Source organism: Marinobacter sp. (assembly GCF_035268745.1).
Taxonomy (GTDB): Bacteria; Pseudomonadota; Gammaproteobacteria; order Pseudomonadales; family Oleiphilaceae; genus Marinobacter.
In genome coordinates this window covers 1-18,629 of the sequence record NZ_DATFKH010000050.1, presented here as the reverse complement: position 1 = coordinate 18,629, position 18,629 = coordinate 1, and the positions used below count along the sequence as shown (strand labels likewise).

Sequence of the window (18,629 nt, the reverse complement as noted above, 5' to 3'; positions counted from 1 at the left end):
TATGAGACTCAAGTCCATCAAACTGGCGGGGTTCAAGTCGTTTGTTGACCCGACGACGGTTCCGTTCCCGACCAATATGACCTCGGTTGTCGGGCCCAACGGCTGTGGAAAATCCAACATCATTGATGCCGTGCGCTGGGTGATGGGGGAAAGTTCCGCCAAGTATCTCCGTGGCGAATCCATGACCGACGTCATTTTCAACGGGTCCAGCGCCCGCAAGCCCGTGGGTCAGGCCACTATTGAACTGGTCTTTGATAACAGCGATGGCTCCGCACCGGGTGAATTTGTAAAGTTCAATGAAATATCGGTTCGCCGCCGCGTCTCCAGAGAGGGACAGTCTGAATATTTTCTCAATGGCTCCAGGTGTCGCCGCCGTGACATCACCGATCTGTTTCTTGGCACCGGACTCGGGCCACGGAGTTACGCCATCATCGAGCAGGGTATGATTTCCCGGCTTATTGAAGCCAAACCGGAGGAATTGCGGGTCTACATCGAAGAAGCCGCGGGCATTTCCAAGTACAAGGAGCGCCGGAAGGAAACCGAAAGCCGGATTCGCCGCACCCAGGAAAACCTGGAACGCCTGACCGACCTGCGGGATGAGCTGGGGCGTCATTTGCAGCATCTTTCGCGACAGGCAGAGGCGGCTGAAAAGTATAAAAGCTACAAACACGAAGAACGCGGCAAGAAGGCGGAACTGATTGTGCTGCGGTGGCAGGCGCTGGACCGGGAGCTGCAGAACTCCAGGGCGCGCATTGGTGACACCGAACTGGAGCTGGAGCAACATCTGACCGCAAGAGTCAGCCTGGAAACGTCTCTGGAAACACTTCGCGAAGACCACCAGGAGCGCAACGAGCATTTCAATCGGGCGCAGGCGAAATATTACCAGGCCGGCGCTGATATCGCGCGCATTGAACAGAGTCTCGATCACCACCGGGAACGCAGCCGCCAGACCGCTGCCGAGCTTGATCAGGCAATGGCGAACCAGCGTGAACTGGCGCGGGAACTTGAACAGGACGAAAACAGGCTGGCTGCCATCCGGGCCGAGCTGGCTGAGCTGATTCCGGAGCAGGAATCCCTGAGCCTGGCATCCGAGGAATCCGGCGCCAGACTCCAGCAGGCCGAGGAAGCCATGTCGCAGTGGCAGCATCAGTGGGAAGGTTTCAGTGCCCGCTATGCCGATGCACGCCGTCAGGCCGAGCTTGCCCAGTCCCGGATTCAGTCTCTGGAAACTGCAATCGAGCAGCTTCGCAACCGCCAGCAGCGAATGGGGGATGAAAAGACACAGCTTGAGGATCAGTTTGACCGGGCCGAGCTCGACGCCATGCTGGAGCAGCAGGAGATTCTCGAGCTGCGCCGGGAAGAGGCCGGGGAACGTATCAGTCAGTTGCAGGATGAACTCCAGGAAGCCCGCTATCAGCAGCGTGGTGCCGAAAGCGCGGCAGCGGATGAGAGGCAGTCTGTGCAGAATCTGCGGGCCTCGCTGGACTCACAGCAGGGCCTGCTGGACGAACAGCTGGATGGCCAGAATGATGCCCTGAAAAGCTGGCTTGGCGATCAGAATCTCGGCAACAGGGATCGCCTGGCCACCCGCTTGCGGGTGGAAAGCGGCTGGGAATATGCGGTTGAACAGGTGATCGGGCGCTTCAGTCAGGGCATGAGTGTGCCCGTTCTCGATCCGCTTGAGAACGCTCTGACAGGGGCACCGCGAGGGCTGGCCGTGGTAAGTCAGCAAACCGGCGACCTGATCCCTGACAGCGGCACCCTGGCGGCCAGAGTAGAGGGTGCCGGCGGCATGATGCCGGTGCTGGCTATGGTCGATACCGCAGAAACTCTGGAGCAGGCGCTGCAACGGCGGGGCTCGCTTGAACCGGGCCGGAGCATCATAACGGCCGAAGGTGCCTGGCTGGCCAGGGACTGGATGCTGATGCCGGATTCTGAATCTTCCCATGTGGGTATTCTCGAACGGCAGCGCAAGGTGACGGAACTGGCTTCCGGACTCGAGCAGGCCGAGTCGCGCCTGGAAGCCGCGGAGTCCCGGCTGGAACACTATCAGCAACGTGCCGAGCAAGCCGAGCAGGCCCGGGAAACGGCGCAGTCTGAACAGTCCGGCGTCGAGCGCGAGCTTGCCGCCCTGTCGTCGCGGATCAGCGGCATCAGGGCCCGCGCCGAACAGATCGAAGATCGTCTGCAGCGCATCGGCGAGGATATGACGGATATCGCCCTGCAACTCGAGGACCAGCAGGAGCAGTTGCTTGCGGCGCGGGAAGAGTGGCAGGAGGCTCTGGCCTCAACCGAGCAGAGTGATGATGAGAAAGAGCAGCTTCTTGAGCGCCGGGACACCCTGCGGGAACGGCTTGATGGTCTGCGGCAGCAGGCACGGCACGACCGCGATCGCGCCCATCAGTTACAGTTGCAACTGCAGTCGTTGCAAAGCCAGCGCGATGGCCTTGAACAGACTCTTGACCGAATGCAGCTGCAGAAAGAGCGGCTGGACGAGCGCCTCGAACTCCTTGGTGACAGTCGGGAAACGGCAGAGGAGCCCATTGAGGATCTGCAGATGCAGCTTGAGGGGCTTCTGGACCGCCGCCTTGCGGAAGAGCAGAAACTGGCGGCGGCCAGAGACGCGCTTGAAGATATTGACCGGCAGGTTCGCGAGCAGGAGCAGGGTCGAAGCCGCGCGGAAATCCGGATCCAGGAGGTGCGGGCAGGCCTGGAGCAGGCAAGAATGGAGTCACAGGCCACCGAAATCCGTGCCGCGCAGTATCTGGAGCAGCTCACCGATCTGAATCTTCAGCTTCAGGATGTGGTTGGCGGGCTCCCGGAGGATGCCACCGAGCAGGCCTGGTCGGATGCTCTGGAAAGGATTGCGGCGCGGATTCAGCGTCTGGGTGCCATTAACCTGGCTGCGATAGAAGAGTACCAGGTGCAGAGTGAACGCAAGCAGTACCTCGACAGTCAGAATGCGGACCTGATGGAGGCGCTTGAGACCCTCGACACGGCCATCCGCAAAATCGACCGGGAAACCCGTCAGCGCTTCAAGGAAACCTTCGACAAGGTGAATGGCGGGCTTCAGGCCCTTTTCCCCAAGGTGTTCGGGGGCGGCAATGCCAGTCTTGAACTGACCGGGGAAGATCTGCTCGAGACCGGTGTTGCCATTATGGCGCGCCCTCCGGGTAAGAAAAACAGTACGATTCACCTCTTGTCCGGTGGCGAGAAAGCCCTCACGGCCATCGCTCTGGTGTTTTCCATCTTCCAGCTCAATCCCGCGCCTTTCTGTATGCTGGATGAGGTGGACGCTCCGCTTGACGATGCCAACGTGGAGCGTTATGCGAATATGGTGAAAGAAATGTCGAAGCAGGTGCAGTTTATTTTTATCACTCACAACAAGATCTCCATGGAAATGGCCGATCAGTTGATGGGCGTGACCATGCACGAGCCCGGGTGTTCGCGCCTGGTATCGGTTGATGTCGACGAAGCAGCGGCCCTGGCCCAGGCCTGAAACACGGAACTGATGACAAATTGGCCATCTCGGCCGGCTAAGCGTTGTATTCAAATGGGCGTTTTCATAGAGTAACGGTGTTACTGATATCGCAGACAGGACAGTAAGGCTATGTCTTTAAGGGAATGGTTAATTGCCATTGGCGCTCTGGTGGTAATCGGGGTTGTCATTGATGGCATTCGGCGCATGCGTCGGGCACGCAAGGAATCTGTGGCCATCTCGTCAGGCATGGGTGCCGATGATCTTGATCCATCGCCGCTGGATGATGACTTCAATCCGGAACTGCCAAACGGAGGCGCCAGAACGATAGGCCGGGATACCCTTGAAGACAGGGGCTACGTCAAACCACAGAAATCCCGTTTTGGCAACCCGCCGCCGAGGCCAACCCGGCCGGTTACGGCGGCGAAGGAGACCGCAGATTCGACCGTTGCGGCTGAAGAAAGTCCCGGTGAGAGATTCTCTGCAACCGGCGACGACGCCGACCCGGAGATTGAATCTGGCTGGGGATCGGCCGACGAGCCCGCCGTTGACGCGGATGGGGACGATGGCATCCTTGGCGAAGCCCGCGTTGTCGGGGCTAAGGAGCCGGCGGCGCCGCAGACCGGGCAAAATTCCTGGAAGCAGCGCAAGGAACCGCCGGTCCTGACCTCCGAAGTCGAAGAGGATACCGCCAGGCGAGCGCCGGTCGGCAAGGAGTCTGACCAGCCGCTGGCCGGAGCCAACCGCCCGGAAGCGCGGGAAGTGGTGGTGATCAACGTGCTGGCGAAAACAGGCGAGAATTTCAGCGGCAAAAAACTGAAAGAGCTGTTCGAGGCCTGCGGGCTGCAGCACGGTGACCTCGACATCTACCATCGTCATGAGCAAACAGATACCCGCAGCCCGGTTCAGTTCAGCGTTGCCAGTGCGGTTGAGCCGGGCACCTTCCGGCCGGAAGAGATGGCACAACTCTCGACGCCGGGAATCAGTTTTTTCATGAGTATGCCGGGGCCGTCGAATTCGCTACAGGCCTTCGAGTTCATGCTCGAGACAGCTCAGTGTGTGGTCCGTAATCTGGGCGGGGAACTGAAAGACGAACGCCGCAGTGTCATGACCGCACAAACCATTGAACACTGCCGTCAAAGAATCCGCGAATATGAGCGGAAAAACCGATCTCCGGGACAATGACTGACCACCAGGCAAAAAAGCGGGCAGAAGAACTTCGCCAGGCTTTGACAGATTACAACTACCGGTATTATGTACTTGATGATCCCGAGGTTCCGGATTCCGAGTACGACCGTCTGTTTCGCGAACTGCAGGAGATTGAACAGGCGCACCCTTCGCTGATTACTGCGGATTCCCCGACCCGCCGGGTGGGCAGCGGCGCAGAAACCCTGTTCGAATCTGTTTCCCACCGCATTCCGATGCTGTCGCTGGATAATGCTTTTTCCGATGACGAGCTGAAAGACTTTGATCGGCGGATCAGGGACCGGCTTAAAAGCGACGATCCCATCGAGTATGTCTGCGAGCCCAAACTGGACGGCCTTGCCGTCAGCCTGCACTACGATGACGGTATACTTACCCGCGCAGCGACGCGGGGCGACGGTTACACCGGCGAGGATATTACCGCGAACATCCGCACCATCGCGTCGGTGCCACTCAGGCTCCGGGGGCAGAAGGTTCCCGGCCTGGTTGAGGTCCGCGGTGAGGTGTATATGCCGAAATCCGGCTTCGAGAAGCTGAATCAGACGCTGGCAGAAAAGGGCGACAAAACCTTTGTAAACCCCCGCAACGCAGCCGCAGGCAGCCTGCGACAGAAAAAACCGACGGTGACAGCGCGGCGCCCGCTGGAAATGTGTGCCTACAGTGTTGCCCTGGAAGACGAGAGCACCATGCCGCCCACCCACTGGGAAGGGCTTCAGCAGGTCAAGTCCTGGGGTTTCCGGACCAATCCGGAAATGCGCCTGGTCACCGGCGTTGATGCCTGCCTCGAGGCATACCGGGACCTGCTCGACAAACGTAACGAACTGCCCTACGAGATCGATGGCATTGTGTTCAAGGTTAATAGTCTGGCCCTGCAACAACAGCTTGGCTTTGTTTCCAGGGCGCCCCGCTGGGCCATTGCCCAGAAGTTTCCGGCCCGGGAAGAACTGACCGTTATTGAAGACGTGGAATTCCAGGTTGGACGTACCGGTGCCATAACCCCGGTTGCCCGCCTGAAACCGGTCTTTGTCGGCGGTGTCACCGTGAGCAATGCAACGCTTCACAATATGGATGAAATCCGTCGTCTGGATGTCCGGATCGGCGACACTGTTTTCGTTCGCCGGGCAGGGGATGTTATTCCCCAGGTGGTGAAGGTTTTGCCGGATCAGCGCCCTGACGATGCCAGAACGGTTAGCCTGCCGCCGGACTGTCCCGTCTGTCACTCCGATATCGTGCAGCTTGAGGGCGAAGCGGTCGCCCGCTGTTCTGCCGGTCTCTACTGTCCGGCCCAGCGCAAGGAGGCCATCCGCCATTATGCCTCGCGAAAAGCCATGGACATTGAAGGCCTGGGTGACAAGTGGATCGATATTCTGGTCGACCGGGAACTGGTAAGGACGGTCGCTGACCTTTATCGGCTGAAGAAATCCGACCTGACCGGGCTTGAGCGGATGGGCGACAAGTCTGCCTCCAACCTGATCAATGCCGTCGACCAGTCTAGAAATCCCGTACTCTGGAGGTTTCTGTATGCGCTGGGCATCCGGGAAGTTGGAGAAGCAACAGCGAAAGCCATTGCAAGCCATTTTGGTAGCCTGGAAGCAATCAGTCAGGCTGACGAGGAGAGTCTGCAGACGGTGCCGGATGTGGGCCCCATTGTGGCAGGGCATATCCGCAGTTTTTTCGGGCAGAGCCATAATATCGACACGCTTGAGGCCCTGAAGGAGGCGGGAGTTGAGTGGCAGCAAGAGGAAATCACCGCCCGCGAACAACCTTTTAGAGGTGAAACCTGGGTGCTGACAGGGACTCTGTCCACCATGACCCGGGATGAGGCGAAAGCCTGTCTGGAGAGTCTGGGGGCAAAGGTTGCGGGCAGCGTATCGGCAAAGACCTCCTGTGTAGTGGCTGGAGAATCCGCCGGTTCCAAGCTCGCAAAAGCTGAAAAACTGGGTGTTCCGGTGATGGATGATGAAGCATTTACCGATTTTCTGAGCCGTCACAATTTTCTCTGACGCCCCGTAATGGCCCCGTGTCCGGAATTCCCGCAACGACCGGCCGCCCTGGCCTGGTCCTGATTACACCCGGCCTTCCTGGCGGCCGACGTTGGCATACAGACGCAGGTAATCCGTGCTGGTCACGATACCGGCCGGCTGGCCATCAGGAGCAATAATCAGGGCAGCATTCAACTGGTGAGCCAGCATCAGGCGGGCAAGCTGATGGGCGTCGGTTTCAGGTGACGCCGTCAGAAAGGCCGGTAATTCAAGATTGACCAGGGCGGATTGCGTGGACGCTGCACGATTGTCATTAAGCCAGGCCAGGAGCCAGCGAAGTTCCACCAGACCTGCGACATTGCCCTCGGCTGTCACTACCAGGTGGCTGACGCCGCGCTCATCCATTATGTCCAGAGCTTCGGCCAGCGAGGTTGGAGCGGGCACCGAAACCACCATCGGCGTGCAGATTTTCGACACCGGCAAGTAAGGACGTTGCTCCCTGTGTTCGCCGGATGCTGCCGCGCCGTATTGCTCCAGTGCCCTGTGGCGCCCGGAATTTTCGGCCTGCAGAAATTCCGCATCGGTGGCTTCGCTGTGGCTGACATTGATGCGTTGGGGCTCCTCCACTTCAGACACATTGCCCACCCTTCGACCCCGGAAAATTTCCGGCAATCGGGTGCCGACCGGCCTTCCTGGTTCGCTGACGTGAATAGACATAGGCATTTATCCCATAAGGCCAGACTGCTCGACTTGGTTATCGGCCGGTGATCAGGCTTCTGCAGTTAGCGCGTACCCGCCATTATGTTTTCCCGGCCTGGTGGCTACGCTGCGTCGCTACGCGTTTTACCAGATTTTCCGGGAGACAGGCGGGTTGCCCTGAGATCAGGTCTGCCAGGTATTCTGCCAGCAGCGGCGCATAGGTCAGCCCTTTGCTGCCCAGACCGGTCAGCAGGTAAAGCCCGTTCAGCATCCGGCCTTCCCGCGTTTTCATCACGCCCGCTGTTGGCTGGTAATCGTGGGTGGTACATCGAAAACCGACCCGGCCGCGGCTGCGGGCCGCAATCTCTGTAATTCTGGACGAATCCAGCGCGGCTGGCAAAAGATCCGCCAGCATGTCCAGGTTTTCCCGGTCACTTTGTGCGGAGACGGCCGGTGATGGGTCGTGGAGATCAAAGGTTGCGCCAACCAGGGCGCTGCCGTCATGGACCGGGTTCAGGTAGCCCGGCCCACAAACGACCACTTGTGGCGCATTTATGCTGTTTTCCGGCAGCTCGGTAATCTGCCCGCGGATCCGTTTCATACGGAATTGGCCATCTAGCGGGATAAGCCCGGGTGTGTCTGGCCCCGCACAGATAACCACCTGGTCAAATCTGAGTGATTCTCCCTGGCTGGAAACAAGCGACCAGCCTGCGCCTTCATTCTTGATGGTGTCGACGGCAAATCCGAAACGGTGAGAAATATCAGGATGGCTGGCCAGACTCTGGCACAGCTTTGCTGGCTGGAGCCATCCGCTGGCTGGAAACCAGAGTCCACCGTGATTTATGGGTATGCCGGCAATAGCGCTGGCCCGGTCGGCACTAACCGGTTCAAAAATCCTGGCCGGATACTGGTTCTTGGCCAGGAAACGCGCCTGTCGGTCTGCTTCTGCGTCACTGTAGGCCAGTTGCAGCAGGCCGGTTGGATGCCAGCCCGCGCCCTCAAAGCGTCTGTAAAACCGCTGGCTGAACATCAATGCAGCCAGCGCGAGCTGGGTCTGGTCGTTGTAATCGACACCAAGTTTGACGTACAGCGCGCCCTGACGATTGCCCGACGCCGCAGAGGCTACAGACCCGGCTCTGTCAATCAGGGTCACCTTGCAATGGCGTCTGGCAAGATTATCAGCGAGCAGTGAGCCGGCAATGCCAGCGCCCACTATCCCTATGGTCCCGGCATTGCCTGCGGGTGCCGGGCCTGGAGATTCCAGCTCCGGGCAGCCATCACCGGGCCGGGTGGTGGCGGCAAGCCAGGCATCGGCGCTGAATTCAAGCTGATTCCGCGGATCATAGAGATCACCGGAACAGAGGGTGAGGCGGACCCGGCCCTGGTCAAGCACCAGTCGATGGGGGCCGGAAACATCGGGCGGAAAGCCGGCAATAAGTTCATCTGCCAGGGGAACCAGTTCCGGCAGGGCTGTGAGAGCATGAAACAGTTCGGCGCGGTCCGGGCAGCCATGATACGCCGAAATAAAGTGTAGACAGGCGTGGGGCCGGCAATTGGTTTGTTGCCACAGCCGCCAGACGGCCAGAAAACTGAGCCCCTCGCCAAATTGCTTTTGCGCTATGACAAAGTGCCCGCCATCCGGTACCCCGGCAAGCCGTTCCGCCAGCTTTTTGCGGCGGAGCAGTGTTCGGGCGGTTTCCTCAGGCGGGCAGGGCGGAGCGTCGCTCATGGGAGCAGAGTGATGTTCCTGATCATGATCGGCTCGTTGGGTACGTTTGCCATGCCGCGCTGCTGCCCGGTCGGCTTTGAGGCAATGGCGTCGACAACCCCCATGCCATCCGTTACCTTGCCGAAGACAGCGTAACCCGGCCCCCGGGCACCGGCATCCAGAAAACTGTTATCGACCAGGTTGATAAAAAACTGCGAAGTAGCCGAATCAGGGTCCTGGGTGCGCGCCATTGCGATGGTGCCACGGAGGTTCTTTGCGGTCGGTTTGGCCTCATTCACCACCGGCTTTCTGGTGCGCTGTGGCCGGAGGTCAGGGTCGAATCCGCCTCCCTGCACCATGAACCCCGGGATAACCCGGTGGAAAATGAGGCCATCATAGTAATCATCGGCGACATACTGTCTGAAATTGCTCACCGTCTCAGGGGCAATGTCGGGTCTGAGGGTGACCTCAAAAGACCCCAGGCTGGTCTCCACCAGCACTTTCGGGAGTGGTTCTTCTGCGGTCGCGTTTCCTGCAAACAGCATTGCTGTCATACACAACAGGGCGGAAATTGTATAACGAAACGGTTTTGCCTGGTTTGCCATGCTTTACTGCTCCTTATGGTTATCTGCTGCTGGTTTGGTGTAACACTGTCTTGAGTTGTCCTGCGACAGTTTAACTGACTAATCCGTGCGTAAGTAGGCGGACCGGTCTTTCCAGAACACGCTGTAAACAGGAAGGCAGATCAGCCATGGAACTTACGGGACTGTGAGCAAAACAGCGACAATGGAGGAAAGAGCAGCAGCCGGGGCGTCGTCAGCGGGCTGCGGCATAACCATTTACACCGTCTGAAGTCCGATGCATCGAACTCAGGCGCTTGCCAGCACGTTGCGGTGGGAGACTGCCTCTTCCTGGCCTTTGGCGCCGTAAAGCTTATCCTGGCCGCTTGCACCACGGAATATTTCAGTCAGTCTGGCAAGTCGTTTCTGCAAATGGGAAACAACGCAGCTATTGGCCCGATTCAGGGTCTGACAGTATGTCAGTTGCTCAGCCCCCTGCTGCCAGAGGCTCACCAGTTCATGCATTCCGGCACTGCGAAGGAATCGTGAAGGCTCACCCTGATCTGGCCGGAAGCCCATGGCAACCAGCAGGCGGATCTTGGCTTTTGCACGCTCGCGAATCTGGCTCAGACAGTGATTTTTTTCATGGGTTACTGACGCCAGCGATTTGACATCAGCCCCTGAGAGAAGGGACTTCTCCTGCGCAAGCAGGTCACTCAGAGTTGTTAACTGCTGGATATCCTGTTCAAGAAGGCTTTTCAGCTCATCAATGTTTGCCATGGCTCACTCACCCGAAAATGCTTTTATCCATATCAAGCATTTTCTGGGCCAGTTTCTGAGCGTCTACCTTGTAAGAGCCATCTTCCAGTGCCGCCCGGATCTGTTCGATCCGCTCATCGTCAGTTTCCGGGAACTCACCGAGCTTCTGTTCAAGCTGTTTCAGGTCTTTGGCCTGGCTGCTCAGGTTAACGTTCTCGCCACGGGCATTGTTTGCCTGCGGTCTCGACTGTTCCGGGGCTGCCTGGTTCGGCGCCCTGGAGCCGGACGCCCGGTCCGCTGATGGTCTCTGATTGTTGACCTGGCCAGAGCCAATGCCGTTAAAGTCAACTGTCATATCGATACCTGCTTAGCTTTTGACCACCGGGTGGCCCGAATAAGTTTATATCTGCATAGCGGCAGATCGCGACTGAACTTTAGTAATATTTTTGCAGACGGCGAAATATTGCCGTTGGTCGCAGGTCCGCAACAATCAACGGCAACTGGAGCGGCAAAAAAATGCCGCGTTGCTTTACATTATATTACATCACATAGGAATTCTGACCTGTCCCGGGGCCGTTATTTCGGCACGAACAGTGCGGGTGCTGGAAAGATTCTCGACCGTCACCTGCTCGCCAATGCCACCGCTGCTCAGGGCTTTCCCCCGTGATCTTACCGAAAAACCGTTGGTTTTTGCAGTGATGACCACGTGATCACCGCGGGCCACTGCTTCAGGTGCCGACAGCAGATCAGCGCTAAAAACAGTGCCGGCATTGACTCCGCGCCGCATTTCCATCCCCACCAACTGGTCCTTGCTGCGAATAGGGCTACGTCGGGTTGCGTTCAGCGCCACGGCTTCGCGTTTCAGAGCACTTTCGGTAATCCGCTCGCCTCTGGCCAGAGGGCGCGCAGCCACCAGGCCCTTGCCGCTGATCTCGACGCTGACAGGAAGAAACATCCGCCAGGGGCGTTCCCCGTCGCAAACCACCAACAGGGATGGCTGACTTGTCTTCCAGGGATCGCCGCTGAAGGAAACACCGGGTGCTGATTCGCAGACCTCCAGAGAAAGCCGGGCGTCCAGTCGACCAGGGTTGTAGCGGACGGTAAAGCCTCTGGCGGTCTGCTCAGCGGCAAAGGTCTCGAGGAACCGGTCCGCGGCACCCGTAATCTGGGCAGCTGTTGTGGTTGCTGCGCTGACCGTGGCGCTAGCAAGAACCGAGATGACGAAAATGAAGATGCGCATACGCTTCAGTTTGTCCTATGCTGTCGTAACTTCGGGCAGGGCCTGGAATGCGGTAATTTCTAAACAATTCGTTTATTGGGCCGATGTTCCAGGTACAAGCCTTGAAGTGGCGTTTTATTTCTTGGGCATTATGTATCATGCGTGAAGCAATATGCATGCCCAGTATCGGCAGCTAACTGGAGAGAAAAGGGATGGCAGGGGTTTTAGACAGTGTTAATCAGCGCACTCAGCTGGTGGGCCAGAATCGGCTGGAACTTCTGCTGTTCCGGCTGCAAGGGCAACAGAGCTATGGCATCAATGTCTTCAAAGTAAAAGAGGTGCTGCAATGTCCCAGGCTGACCACTCTCCCGGACAGTCGCCCCATGGTCAGAGGTGTGGCACACATCCGTGGCGCAACCATTCCGATTATTGATCTTGCCATGTCCATCCGCCTGCCCGGTATTGCCAAGGAGAACCTTCATTCAAGTTTTGTGATCATTACCGAGTACAACCGTAAAACCCAGGGTTTTCTGGTGGCCGCCGTGGATCGCATTGTCAACATGAACTGGGAGGAGATCCTGCCCCCACCGAAGGGCGCGGGCAGAGATATCTACCTGACCGCGGTCACCCGGATTGATGAAAAGCTGGTTGAAATTATTGATGTGGAAAAAATCCTGTCGGAGGTAGCGCCCCTTGATGATAATGTCACCGAGGAAGTGCGAGCGCGCAGTGAAAACCGCGCCCCCGGGCTTTTGCCTGTGCTGGTTGTCGACGACTCCGCTGTCGCCCGCGGGCAGATCCAGCGCTGCCTGCAAACCATTGGTATGGAAGTAATCACCAAGAACGACGGCAGGCAGGCCCTGGATTTCCTCAAAGAGATCACTGCGGACGGTTCAAGCGCCAGTGATCACCTCTGTCTCATTATTTCGGATGTCGAAATGCCGGAGATGGACGGGTACACTCTCGTCAACCGCTGTAAAAGCGACGACGCAATAAAGGGCGTGTTCATTCTGTTGCACACGTCGCTGAGCGGTGTTTTCAACACGGCGATGGTCCGGAAAGTCGGTGCCGACGATTTTATGGCCAAATTCAGCCCGGACGAGCTGGCCGAGCGGGTGATGGAAATTGTTGACGGCCAGTTATGAGGCCATTGCGTGATTCTGACTCAGTCAAAACCGGAATTTAATGAAAGCTGACATCACGCCACAGGAATACGAAACGTTCAAATCGTTTCTGCAGGATGCGTGCGGCATCCTGTTGGGTGAGAACAAACAGTATCTGGTAAAAAGCCGGTTACGGCGGATCATGGCCGAGCATGAGCTGGCGACGCTGGGAGAGCTCCTCGAACGGATTAAACGCACAAGCCGGGGGAACCTTCGTGAGGTCGTGGTTGAGGCAATGACAACCAATGAGACCTTGTGGTTCAGGGACAGTCACCCATTCCGGATTCTGCAGGAAAAGCTGCTGCCGGAATTTGCCGATGCCAGAACCGGCGGCCAGTCCCTGCGGATATGGTCTGCTGCGGCATCGACCGGGCAGGAACCCTATTCGGTGGCAATGATTATTGAGGAGTTCCGTCGTCAGCGCCCGGACAAGTTGCGGAACGTCAAGATAATCGCCACGGATATCTCCGGGAGTGTGCTTGAAGTAGCCCGGCGTGGCGAATACGAAATGCTCGCCATTGGTCGCGGCCTTTCCCCTGAACGTCAGAAGCAGTTTTTCACCCCGACCCTGAGCGGCAGCTGGCAGATCAAACCCAACATCAGAAGCATGGTCGAGTTCCGGGAGCTTAACCTTCTTGAACGTTATCTGCTGGGCAAGTTCGACATAGTGATGTGCAGGAATGTGCTGATCTACTTCTCTGCTGAACTTAAAAAAGACATCCTGACCCGTATTCATGCCACCCTTAATCCGGGTGGCTATCTGATTCTCGGTGCTTCCGAATCCCTGAACGGGCTGTCGGATCTCTATGAAATGGTGCACTGCAAACCGGGAATCATCTATCAGAAAAAGTGATCTATGAAAACACTCCGGCTTCTTGTGGTTTTTTTCGTGTTTGCTGGCGTCGGATGCACCGGCTTGCCTGAGGGTATTGAACCCGTTGATGAGCTCAATCTGGAACGTTACCAGGGTAGCTGGTACGAGATAGCCAGACTTGACCATTCTTTCGAGCGCGGCCTGTCGAATGTAACAGCGGAGTATTCGCTGAATCCGGATGGCAGCGTGACGGTGATAAACCGTGGATATTCGGCACAAGAAGACCGTTGGGAAGAAGCAGAGGGCCGTGCTGTTCCGGTTGAGGGTTCAGCAGAAGGCCACCTGAAGGTCTCTTTCTTCGGACCATTCTATGCGTCTTACGTGGTGTTCAGGCTGGATGATGCTTACCGGACCGCCTATGTGACCGGCTATGACAGGGACTACCTGTGGCTGCTGTCCCGCAGTCCCGAAGTCAGCGCTGAGGCCCTGAGGGAGTTCAGGAAAGTTGTCCGGGATAAGGGCTTTGACCCTGGTGAACTCATTATCGTCGATCAGGGCAAAAACATTGCAGCGCGCGACCGCGCAAACTGATTGCACGGTTAAGGCAGGTCACGGGGGCAGGTGGCCCGTTTTTACCCAGATAATGGTCTGCTCATCCACAAACGGGTGGTGCTGGCTCAGGTGCGGGCTGCGGATCCAGGTACCTGCCGGATAACGCCCGTGTTCGTCGCAGAATTCGCCGGACAGCACCAGTATCTCCTCTCCGCCAAAATGCCGGTGGGGCTGGAATCTTTCCGCTTCAGGCCATTTCACCAGAGCGACATGCTCATGGCCGTATTCATGCAGAGGCATGACTTCCAGCCCGCCGTGACCGGGCAGCCAGGGTGTGTTGTTGGTATCGACCCGGACCCTGCTGACATCGTCGGGATTGAACTGATGCAGCTTCACGAACAGCACGCAGCCTTCATTGCTGAAAGGTGCATGGCCACTGCCCGGTGGATTACGCAGATAGGTACCCGGGCCGTAGTCCCCGGACTCGTCTGAAAATGTGCCTTCAAGAACCAGGATTTCCTCACCCAGAGGATGCTCGTGCCTGGCAAAGCAGGCCCCCGGTTCATAGCGCACAATGCTGGTGGCATGGCCACGCTCAGCTTCCTCACGGGCCAGAGGCTTGCGCAAAACCCCACCGGAAGGACTGGGAACCCACTCCTGCTCAGAGCTGCGGATAACCACTCGCTTGCTGAAATCCATGTTTAACAAAGCAGAAAACCTCCGAATACAACTGTTCCACAACAATTTTACCCGATTATACGGAATCAGGCCTAAAACAGTGCTGCGGGAAATTGGCAGTTGCCAAGCGAGCCCAAAACTATTAAAGTCTGCCCCCTCAAATCAGAGACAAAACCGCTGATTTGAAACGGTTTAAAGGAGAGGTGGCCGAGTGGCTTAAGGCGCACGCCTGGAAAGTGTGTATACGTTAATAGCGTATCGAGGGTTCGAATCCCTCCCTCTCCGCCAATACAAAACCCCGGCAGCGCCGGGGTTTTTTATTGGCTGACTGGCAGGGTAGGAAGAACCCTCGCGGGTTCGACCGCAGGCTGCGCAGCAGCCGGAGGAACGTTGGAGCAAAGCGACGACGGCCCCGAAGGGGTGAGGGCCGAAGGCCCGAATAATCCCTCCCTCTCCGCCAATACAAGACCCCGGCAGCGCCGGGGTCTTGTATTGCTGAAACCCTTACTTCGCGTTCGGAAAAAACAGTTGCTGCCCATCAACCCTGAACTCAGCGATTGCCTCTTGTCCTTCTTCGGAAACCAGCCATCGGTGCCACTGCGCGGCGAGGTCGTGTTTCAGATGCGGATGTTTGTCCCCGGACAGCAGCAGGCTGCCGTACTGATTGAACAGCACCTCGTCGCCCGCGAACAGCAGTTTCAGATTTTGCGGGTTTGCGAACGCGACCCAGGTAGCCCTGTCTGACATCACGTACGCGTCCATGGCGGCGGCGGTGTTGAGGGTGGGGCCCATGCCGCTGCCGAGTTCGCGGTACCAGTCGCCGCCGGGTTCGACGCCGGCATTTTCCCAGAGGCGCAGCTCGGCCCGGTTGGTACCACTGTCATCACCGCGGGAGGCAAATGGCGCCTGGGCTTCGGCGATACTTGAAAATGCCCCGGCGGCAGTCCGGGCCTGAGCGACATTGGCCGGATCACTGGCCGGGCCAATTACCACGAAGTCGTTGTACATCACGTCGGCCCGTTCGGTGGCGTAGCCGTTTGCCACAAAACGCTGCTCGCCAGCCGTATCATGGACAAGAAGGCTGTCGGCGTCACCACGGCGGGCGATCTCGAAGGCCTGCCCGGTGCCAACGGCGACCACTCGTACCTCGATCCCGGTGGCGTCCCTGAACTGTGGAAGGATAGCGTCAAACAGTCCGGAGTTTTCGGTCGAGGTCGTCGACGCCAGGGTGATGTAGTCATCAGCACTGGCGCCGGCAGCCAGGCCCAGGGTGGTCAAACCGGCGAGTATGAGCGTCAGGTTTTTTTTCATCGTGTTGGTCTCCTCTGCTGGGTTGGCAACCGGAACTGGACTACTGCCCGGCAAAGCTGCCGGAACCGGATTATTCGACCAGTTCTCCGGCAATAAACGCCTGCGCTTCTCGCGAGGCGGGCGTACTGAAAAAGGCGTCAGCACCGGCGTGCTCCCGGACCCTGCCGCCGACAACAAACAGCACATCGCTGGCCAGACGTCGGGCCTGGTGCAGGTCATGCGTGGTCATGATGATGCGCGTCCCCCGCTGATGAAATTCGCGCACGGCGGTTTCCACCGCTCTGATTGCCGCCGGATCCAGCGCGGAAGTGGGCTCATCCAGAAACAGCACATTGGGGGAAAGCACCCAGGCGCGTGCCAATGCCAGGCGCTGCTGTTCGCCGCCGGAGAGCACGCGGGCCGGCGTGTCGGCGCAGGCAGCAAGCCCGAAACGCTCCAGCGCCCGGAGTGCGAGTTTCCTGCGTTCCTTGCGCGGGGTGCCATTGACGGCCAGCGCGTGGGTGATGTTGGCAACCGCTGAACGGCGCAACAGTACCGGTTGCTGGAAAACCATTGCCTGCCGGGGCAGCTCGTCTCCGGACCATGAAACCCGGCCCTGGGTGGGCACAAGCAGGCCATGGGCTAGGCGCAGCAAAAGGCTCTTGCCGGCGCCATTGGGGCCCATGATCAGGGTAGGGCCAGCGCCCTCCAGGACAAAGGAGCAGGGCCCGAACAGCGTTTTGTCGAGGTTGCTGAAAGCGACCTCCGCAAAATGCAACGCGGGCGGCGGACAGAGCGTGGGTGCGGCGTTGAGAGCTGCGTTGAATGAAGTCATCCCATCCGCCTCTTGGCCAGTTCAGCCACCATATAAGCGCCGGCATTAATCACCATCACCAATGTCAGCAGGACAATGCCCAGCCCCAGTGCCAGCGCGAGATTGCCCTTGCTGGTTTCCAGTACAATAGCCGTGGTCATTACCCGGGTAACACCGTCAATATTGCCTCCAACCATCATCACCGCGCCCACTTCGGCGCTGGCGCGACCGAATCCCGCCAGCAAAACGGTCAGTAGCGTAAAACGCGCGTCCCATAGCAGGGTTGGCATCATGCGCAGGCGCGACATCCCCAGCGAAACGAACTGTTCCCGGTACTCACCCAGAAGCTCCTCCACCTTCTGACGCGAGAGCGCAGCAAGAATCGGCAGCACCAGAACGATCTGCGCAATCACCATGGCTGCGGGTGTAAACAGAAGCCCCCACTCGCCAAGCGGGCCCGCGCGGGAGAGCAGCAAATAAACGGTGAGCCCGGCCACGACGGGTGGCAGTCCCATAAGGGCATTGAGTGCGACAACCACAGCACCTCGCCCCGGAAAACGCCATAGCGCGACCGCGGCACCCAGCGGAAACCCCAGCAGTGCTGCGACCAGCACAGCCAAAAGGGAAACCTGCAGCGACAGCCACACAATCTGGAACAGGGTGGCGTCCAGGTTTATCAGTAACGACAGCGCCACATAAAAGGCATTATCTTCCACAACCGCGTCTCCTTGATCTTGAGCATCTTGTCGGTTTCCATTACGCTTTGCACGGAATGTCGAAAAAGATGCAGTCAAAAACAGTCTCAAGTCTATTCAGGCAAGGAGAGACCATGCCCCTTCCGGCTTACCTCACCACCGCAGAAGTCGCCGACTATCTGCGTCTGAAAGAACGCAAGGTCTACGATCTGGTCAGCCAGGGGGTTATTCCCTGCGTGCGGGTGACAGGCAAGCTGCTGTTTCCGCGCCAGCGGATTGACCTGTGGCTTATGAGCCATCTGGAGGGGGACGATGCCGCAAGCAATCCAACGCCGCCGGTGTTGGTGGGCAGCCAGGATCCTTTACTGGATTGGGCGAGCAGGGAAAGCGGTGCCGAGCTGGCCCTGCTGTGTCAGGGCAGCGGTGACGGCGTCCAGCGACTGCTCGACGGTCGTGCGATGCTTGCCGGCATGCATATCTGGCATGCGCAAAGCCAGAGCTACAATGATCCCGCGCTGTTAGGTCTGGGGGGAATGCGCGATCTGGTGGTGATTCGCTGGGCGAAACGGCAGCAGGGACTTCTTCTAGCCCCCGATAATCCCCACAAAATTGTGCGGTTTGAAGATATTGCAGGCCCCGGCATACGTCTCGCCCATCGCCAGCCTGATGCCGGCGCGAGCCAGTTGCTGCAGAGTTTTATCACCCGCTACCGTATCAATGCCACGAGTCTTACCTGGACGGCGAATCCATCGCTCAGTGAGGATGATCTCGCTCTCGCCGTTCGTCAGGGAGAGGCGGATGTCGGTCTGGGGATTGAGGCCGCGGCACGGCGACAAGGACTGGCCTTTATTCCGTTGCAGCAAGAGCATTTTGATCTTGCCATGCGTCGCCGGCATTACTTCGAACCCTCCCTTCAGCGCCTGTTGGCCTTTGCAGCATGCGAACGCTTTGCCCAGCGTGCGCGGGCATTGGGCGGCTACGATATCAGCGAACTGGGACAGGTGAGATATAACGC

17 protein-coding genes and 1 tRNA gene are annotated in these 18,629 nt (G+C 58.3%); 8 read left to right on the top strand and 10 right to left on the bottom strand.

Features of this window, described 5'->3' with window-relative positions; all coding sequences use genetic code 11:
- The first annotated feature begins 1 nt into the window (after position 1).
- The 3 genes from smc to ligA all read left to right on the top strand — a co-directional run bounded on the left by smc (position 2) and on the right by ligA (position 6,684).
- Entirely contained in the window at positions 2 to 3,499 is a 3,498-nt protein-coding gene (smc, locus tag VJ956_RS03545; protein ID WP_324081721.1) for a chromosome segregation protein SMC, read from the top strand.
- A 111-nt stretch (positions 3,500 to 3,610) separates the two neighbouring features.
- Complete coding sequence (gene zipA, locus VJ956_RS03540; protein ID WP_324081719.1) at positions 3,611 to 4,663, top strand: cell division protein ZipA; 1,053 nt, start codon at positions 3,611 to 3,613, stop codon at positions 4,661 to 4,663.
- Positions 4,660 to 6,684 (top strand): NAD-dependent DNA ligase LigA, encoded by a 2,025-nt coding sequence (gene ligA / locus VJ956_RS03535; RefSeq protein WP_324081717.1) that lies wholly within the window; start codon positions 4,660 to 4,662, stop codon positions 6,682 to 6,684. The genes zipA and ligA overlap by 4 nt, the downstream gene beginning before the upstream one ends.
- 63 nt (positions 6,685 to 6,747) lie before the next feature.
- On the opposite strand, the gene VJ956_RS03530 is transcribed toward ligA, so the two are convergent.
- The 6 genes from VJ956_RS03530 to flgA form a co-directional block, all read right to left on the bottom strand.
- Positions 6,748 to 7,380, bottom strand: coding sequence for a CBS domain-containing protein (locus tag VJ956_RS03530; protein WP_324081715.1), 633 nt, complete (start codon positions 7,378 to 7,380; stop codon positions 6,748 to 6,750).
- An 82-nt stretch (positions 7,381 to 7,462) separates the two neighbouring features.
- A complete protein-coding gene (gene mnmC / locus VJ956_RS03525; RefSeq protein WP_324081713.1) occupies positions 7,463 to 9,091 on the bottom strand; it encodes an FAD-dependent 5-carboxymethylaminomethyl-2-thiouridine(34) oxidoreductase MnmC in 1,629 nt (542 codons plus the stop codon).
- Positions 9,088 to 9,675: a peptidylprolyl isomerase gene (locus VJ956_RS03520; RefSeq protein WP_414674372.1), complete on the bottom strand. Its 588-nt coding sequence runs from the start codon at positions 9,673 to 9,675 to the stop codon at positions 9,088 to 9,090. Before VJ956_RS03520 ends, mnmC begins: the two co-directional genes overlap by 4 nt.
- A 264-nt stretch (positions 9,676 to 9,939) precedes the next feature.
- A complete protein-coding gene (locus VJ956_RS03515; RefSeq protein ID WP_324081711.1) occupies positions 9,940 to 10,410 on the bottom strand; it encodes a flagellar protein FlgN in 471 nt (156 codons plus the stop codon).
- A gap of 7 nt (positions 10,411 to 10,417) precedes the next feature.
- Complete coding sequence (flgM, locus tag VJ956_RS03510) at positions 10,418 to 10,744, bottom strand: flagellar biosynthesis anti-sigma factor FlgM (RefSeq protein WP_324081710.1); 327 nt, start codon at positions 10,742 to 10,744, stop codon at positions 10,418 to 10,420.
- A gap of 189 nt (positions 10,745 to 10,933) precedes the next feature.
- Entirely contained in the window at positions 10,934 to 11,629 is a 696-nt protein-coding gene (gene flgA, locus VJ956_RS03505; protein WP_324081708.1) for a flagellar basal body P-ring formation chaperone FlgA, read from the bottom strand.
- A gap of 191 nt (positions 11,630 to 11,820) precedes the next feature.
- On the opposite strand from flgA, the gene VJ956_RS03500 reads away from it, so the two are divergent.
- From VJ956_RS03500 to VJ956_RS03490, 3 genes are read left to right on the top strand one after another with little or no spacing between them, the layout of a single operon-like run.
- Positions 11,821 to 12,753 (top strand): chemotaxis protein, encoded by a 933-nt coding sequence (locus tag VJ956_RS03500; RefSeq protein WP_324081706.1) that lies wholly within the window; start codon positions 11,821 to 11,823, stop codon positions 12,751 to 12,753.
- Between the two features lie 40 nt (positions 12,754 to 12,793).
- Complete coding sequence (locus VJ956_RS03495) at positions 12,794 to 13,624, top strand: protein-glutamate O-methyltransferase CheR (protein ID WP_324081703.1); 831 nt, start codon at positions 12,794 to 12,796, stop codon at positions 13,622 to 13,624.
- Positions 13,625 to 13,627: 3 nt separating this feature from the next.
- A complete protein-coding gene (locus tag VJ956_RS03490) occupies positions 13,628 to 14,176 on the top strand; it encodes a lipocalin family protein (protein ID WP_324081701.1) in 549 nt (182 codons plus the stop codon).
- 18 nt (positions 14,177 to 14,194) lie between these two features.
- On the opposite strand, the gene VJ956_RS03485 is transcribed toward VJ956_RS03490, so the two are convergent.
- Complete coding sequence (locus VJ956_RS03485; protein ID WP_324081699.1) at positions 14,195 to 14,845, bottom strand: cupin domain-containing protein; 651 nt, start codon at positions 14,843 to 14,845, stop codon at positions 14,195 to 14,197.
- Between the two features lie 167 nt (positions 14,846 to 15,012).
- On the opposite strand from VJ956_RS03485, the gene VJ956_RS03480 reads away from it, so the two are divergent.
- Positions 15,013 to 15,103: transfer RNA gene (locus VJ956_RS03480), tRNA-Ser, on the top strand.
- Between the two features lie 216 nt (positions 15,104 to 15,319).
- Here the strand turns inward: VJ956_RS03480 and VJ956_RS03475 are convergent.
- The 3 genes from VJ956_RS03475 to VJ956_RS03465 form a co-directional block, all read right to left on the bottom strand.
- Entirely contained in the window at positions 15,320 to 16,126 is an 807-nt protein-coding gene (locus VJ956_RS03475) for a substrate-binding domain-containing protein (protein WP_324081697.1), read from the bottom strand.
- Between the two features lie 70 nt (positions 16,127 to 16,196).
- Positions 16,197 to 16,940 (bottom strand): ATP-binding cassette domain-containing protein, encoded by a 744-nt coding sequence (locus VJ956_RS03470; protein ID WP_324081696.1) that lies wholly within the window; start codon positions 16,938 to 16,940, stop codon positions 16,197 to 16,199.
- Positions 16,937 to 17,635 carry an ABC transporter permease gene (locus VJ956_RS03465; protein WP_324081694.1) on the bottom strand — a complete coding sequence of 233 codons (699 nt, stop codon included), beginning with the start codon at positions 17,633 to 17,635 and terminating at the stop codon, positions 16,937 to 16,939. The genes VJ956_RS03470 and VJ956_RS03465 overlap by 4 nt, the downstream gene beginning before the upstream one ends.
- A 113-nt stretch (positions 17,636 to 17,748) precedes the next feature.
- On the opposite strand from VJ956_RS03465, the gene VJ956_RS03460 reads away from it, so the two are divergent.
- A partial coding sequence (locus VJ956_RS03460; RefSeq protein ID WP_324081692.1) for a helix-turn-helix transcriptional regulator occupies positions 17,749 to 18,629 on the top strand: 881 nt, incomplete at its 3' end.

Coding starts and splice junctions, on each gene's coding strand:
- VJ956_RS03490 (WP_324081701.1), top strand. CDS start 13,628: ATGAAAACACTCCGGCTTCTTGTGGTTTTTTTCGTGTTTGCTGGCGTC.
- VJ956_RS03500 (WP_324081706.1), top strand. CDS start 11,821: ATGGCAGGGGTTTTAGACAGTGTTAATCAGCGCACTCAGCTGGTGGGC.
- VJ956_RS03470 (WP_324081696.1), bottom strand. CDS start 16,940: ATGACTTCATTCAACGCAGCTCTCAACGCCGCACCCACGCTCTGTCCG.
- flgA (WP_324081708.1), bottom strand. CDS start 11,629: ATGCGCATCTTCATTTTCGTCATCTCGGTTCTTGCTAGCGCCACGGTC.
- flgM (WP_324081710.1), bottom strand. CDS start 10,744: ATGACAGTTGACTTTAACGGCATTGGCTCTGGCCAGGTCAACAATCAG.
- zipA (WP_324081719.1), top strand. CDS start 3,611: ATGTCTTTAAGGGAATGGTTAATTGCCATTGGCGCTCTGGTGGTAATC.
- VJ956_RS03495 (WP_324081703.1), top strand. CDS start 12,794: ATGAAAGCTGACATCACGCCACAGGAATACGAAACGTTCAAATCGTTT.
- smc (WP_324081721.1), top strand. CDS start 2: ATGAGACTCAAGTCCATCAAACTGGCGGGGTTCAAGTCGTTTGTTGAC.
- VJ956_RS03475 (WP_324081697.1), bottom strand. CDS start 16,126: ATGAAAAAAAACCTGACGCTCATACTCGCCGGTTTGACCACCCTGGGC.
- ligA (WP_324081717.1), top strand. CDS start 4,660: ATGACTGACCACCAGGCAAAAAAGCGGGCAGAAGAACTTCGCCAGGCT.
- VJ956_RS03530 (WP_324081715.1), bottom strand. CDS start 7,380: ATGTCTATTCACGTCAGCGAACCAGGAAGGCCGGTCGGCACCCGATTG.
- VJ956_RS03520 (WP_414674372.1), bottom strand. CDS start 9,675: ATGGCAAACCAGGCAAAACCGTTTCGTTATACAATTTCCGCCCTGTTG.
- VJ956_RS03515 (WP_324081711.1), bottom strand. CDS start 10,410: ATGGCAAACATTGATGAGCTGAAAAGCCTTCTTGAACAGGATATCCAG.
- mnmC (WP_324081713.1), bottom strand. CDS start 9,091: ATGAGCGACGCTCCGCCCTGCCCGCCTGAGGAAACCGCCCGAACACTG.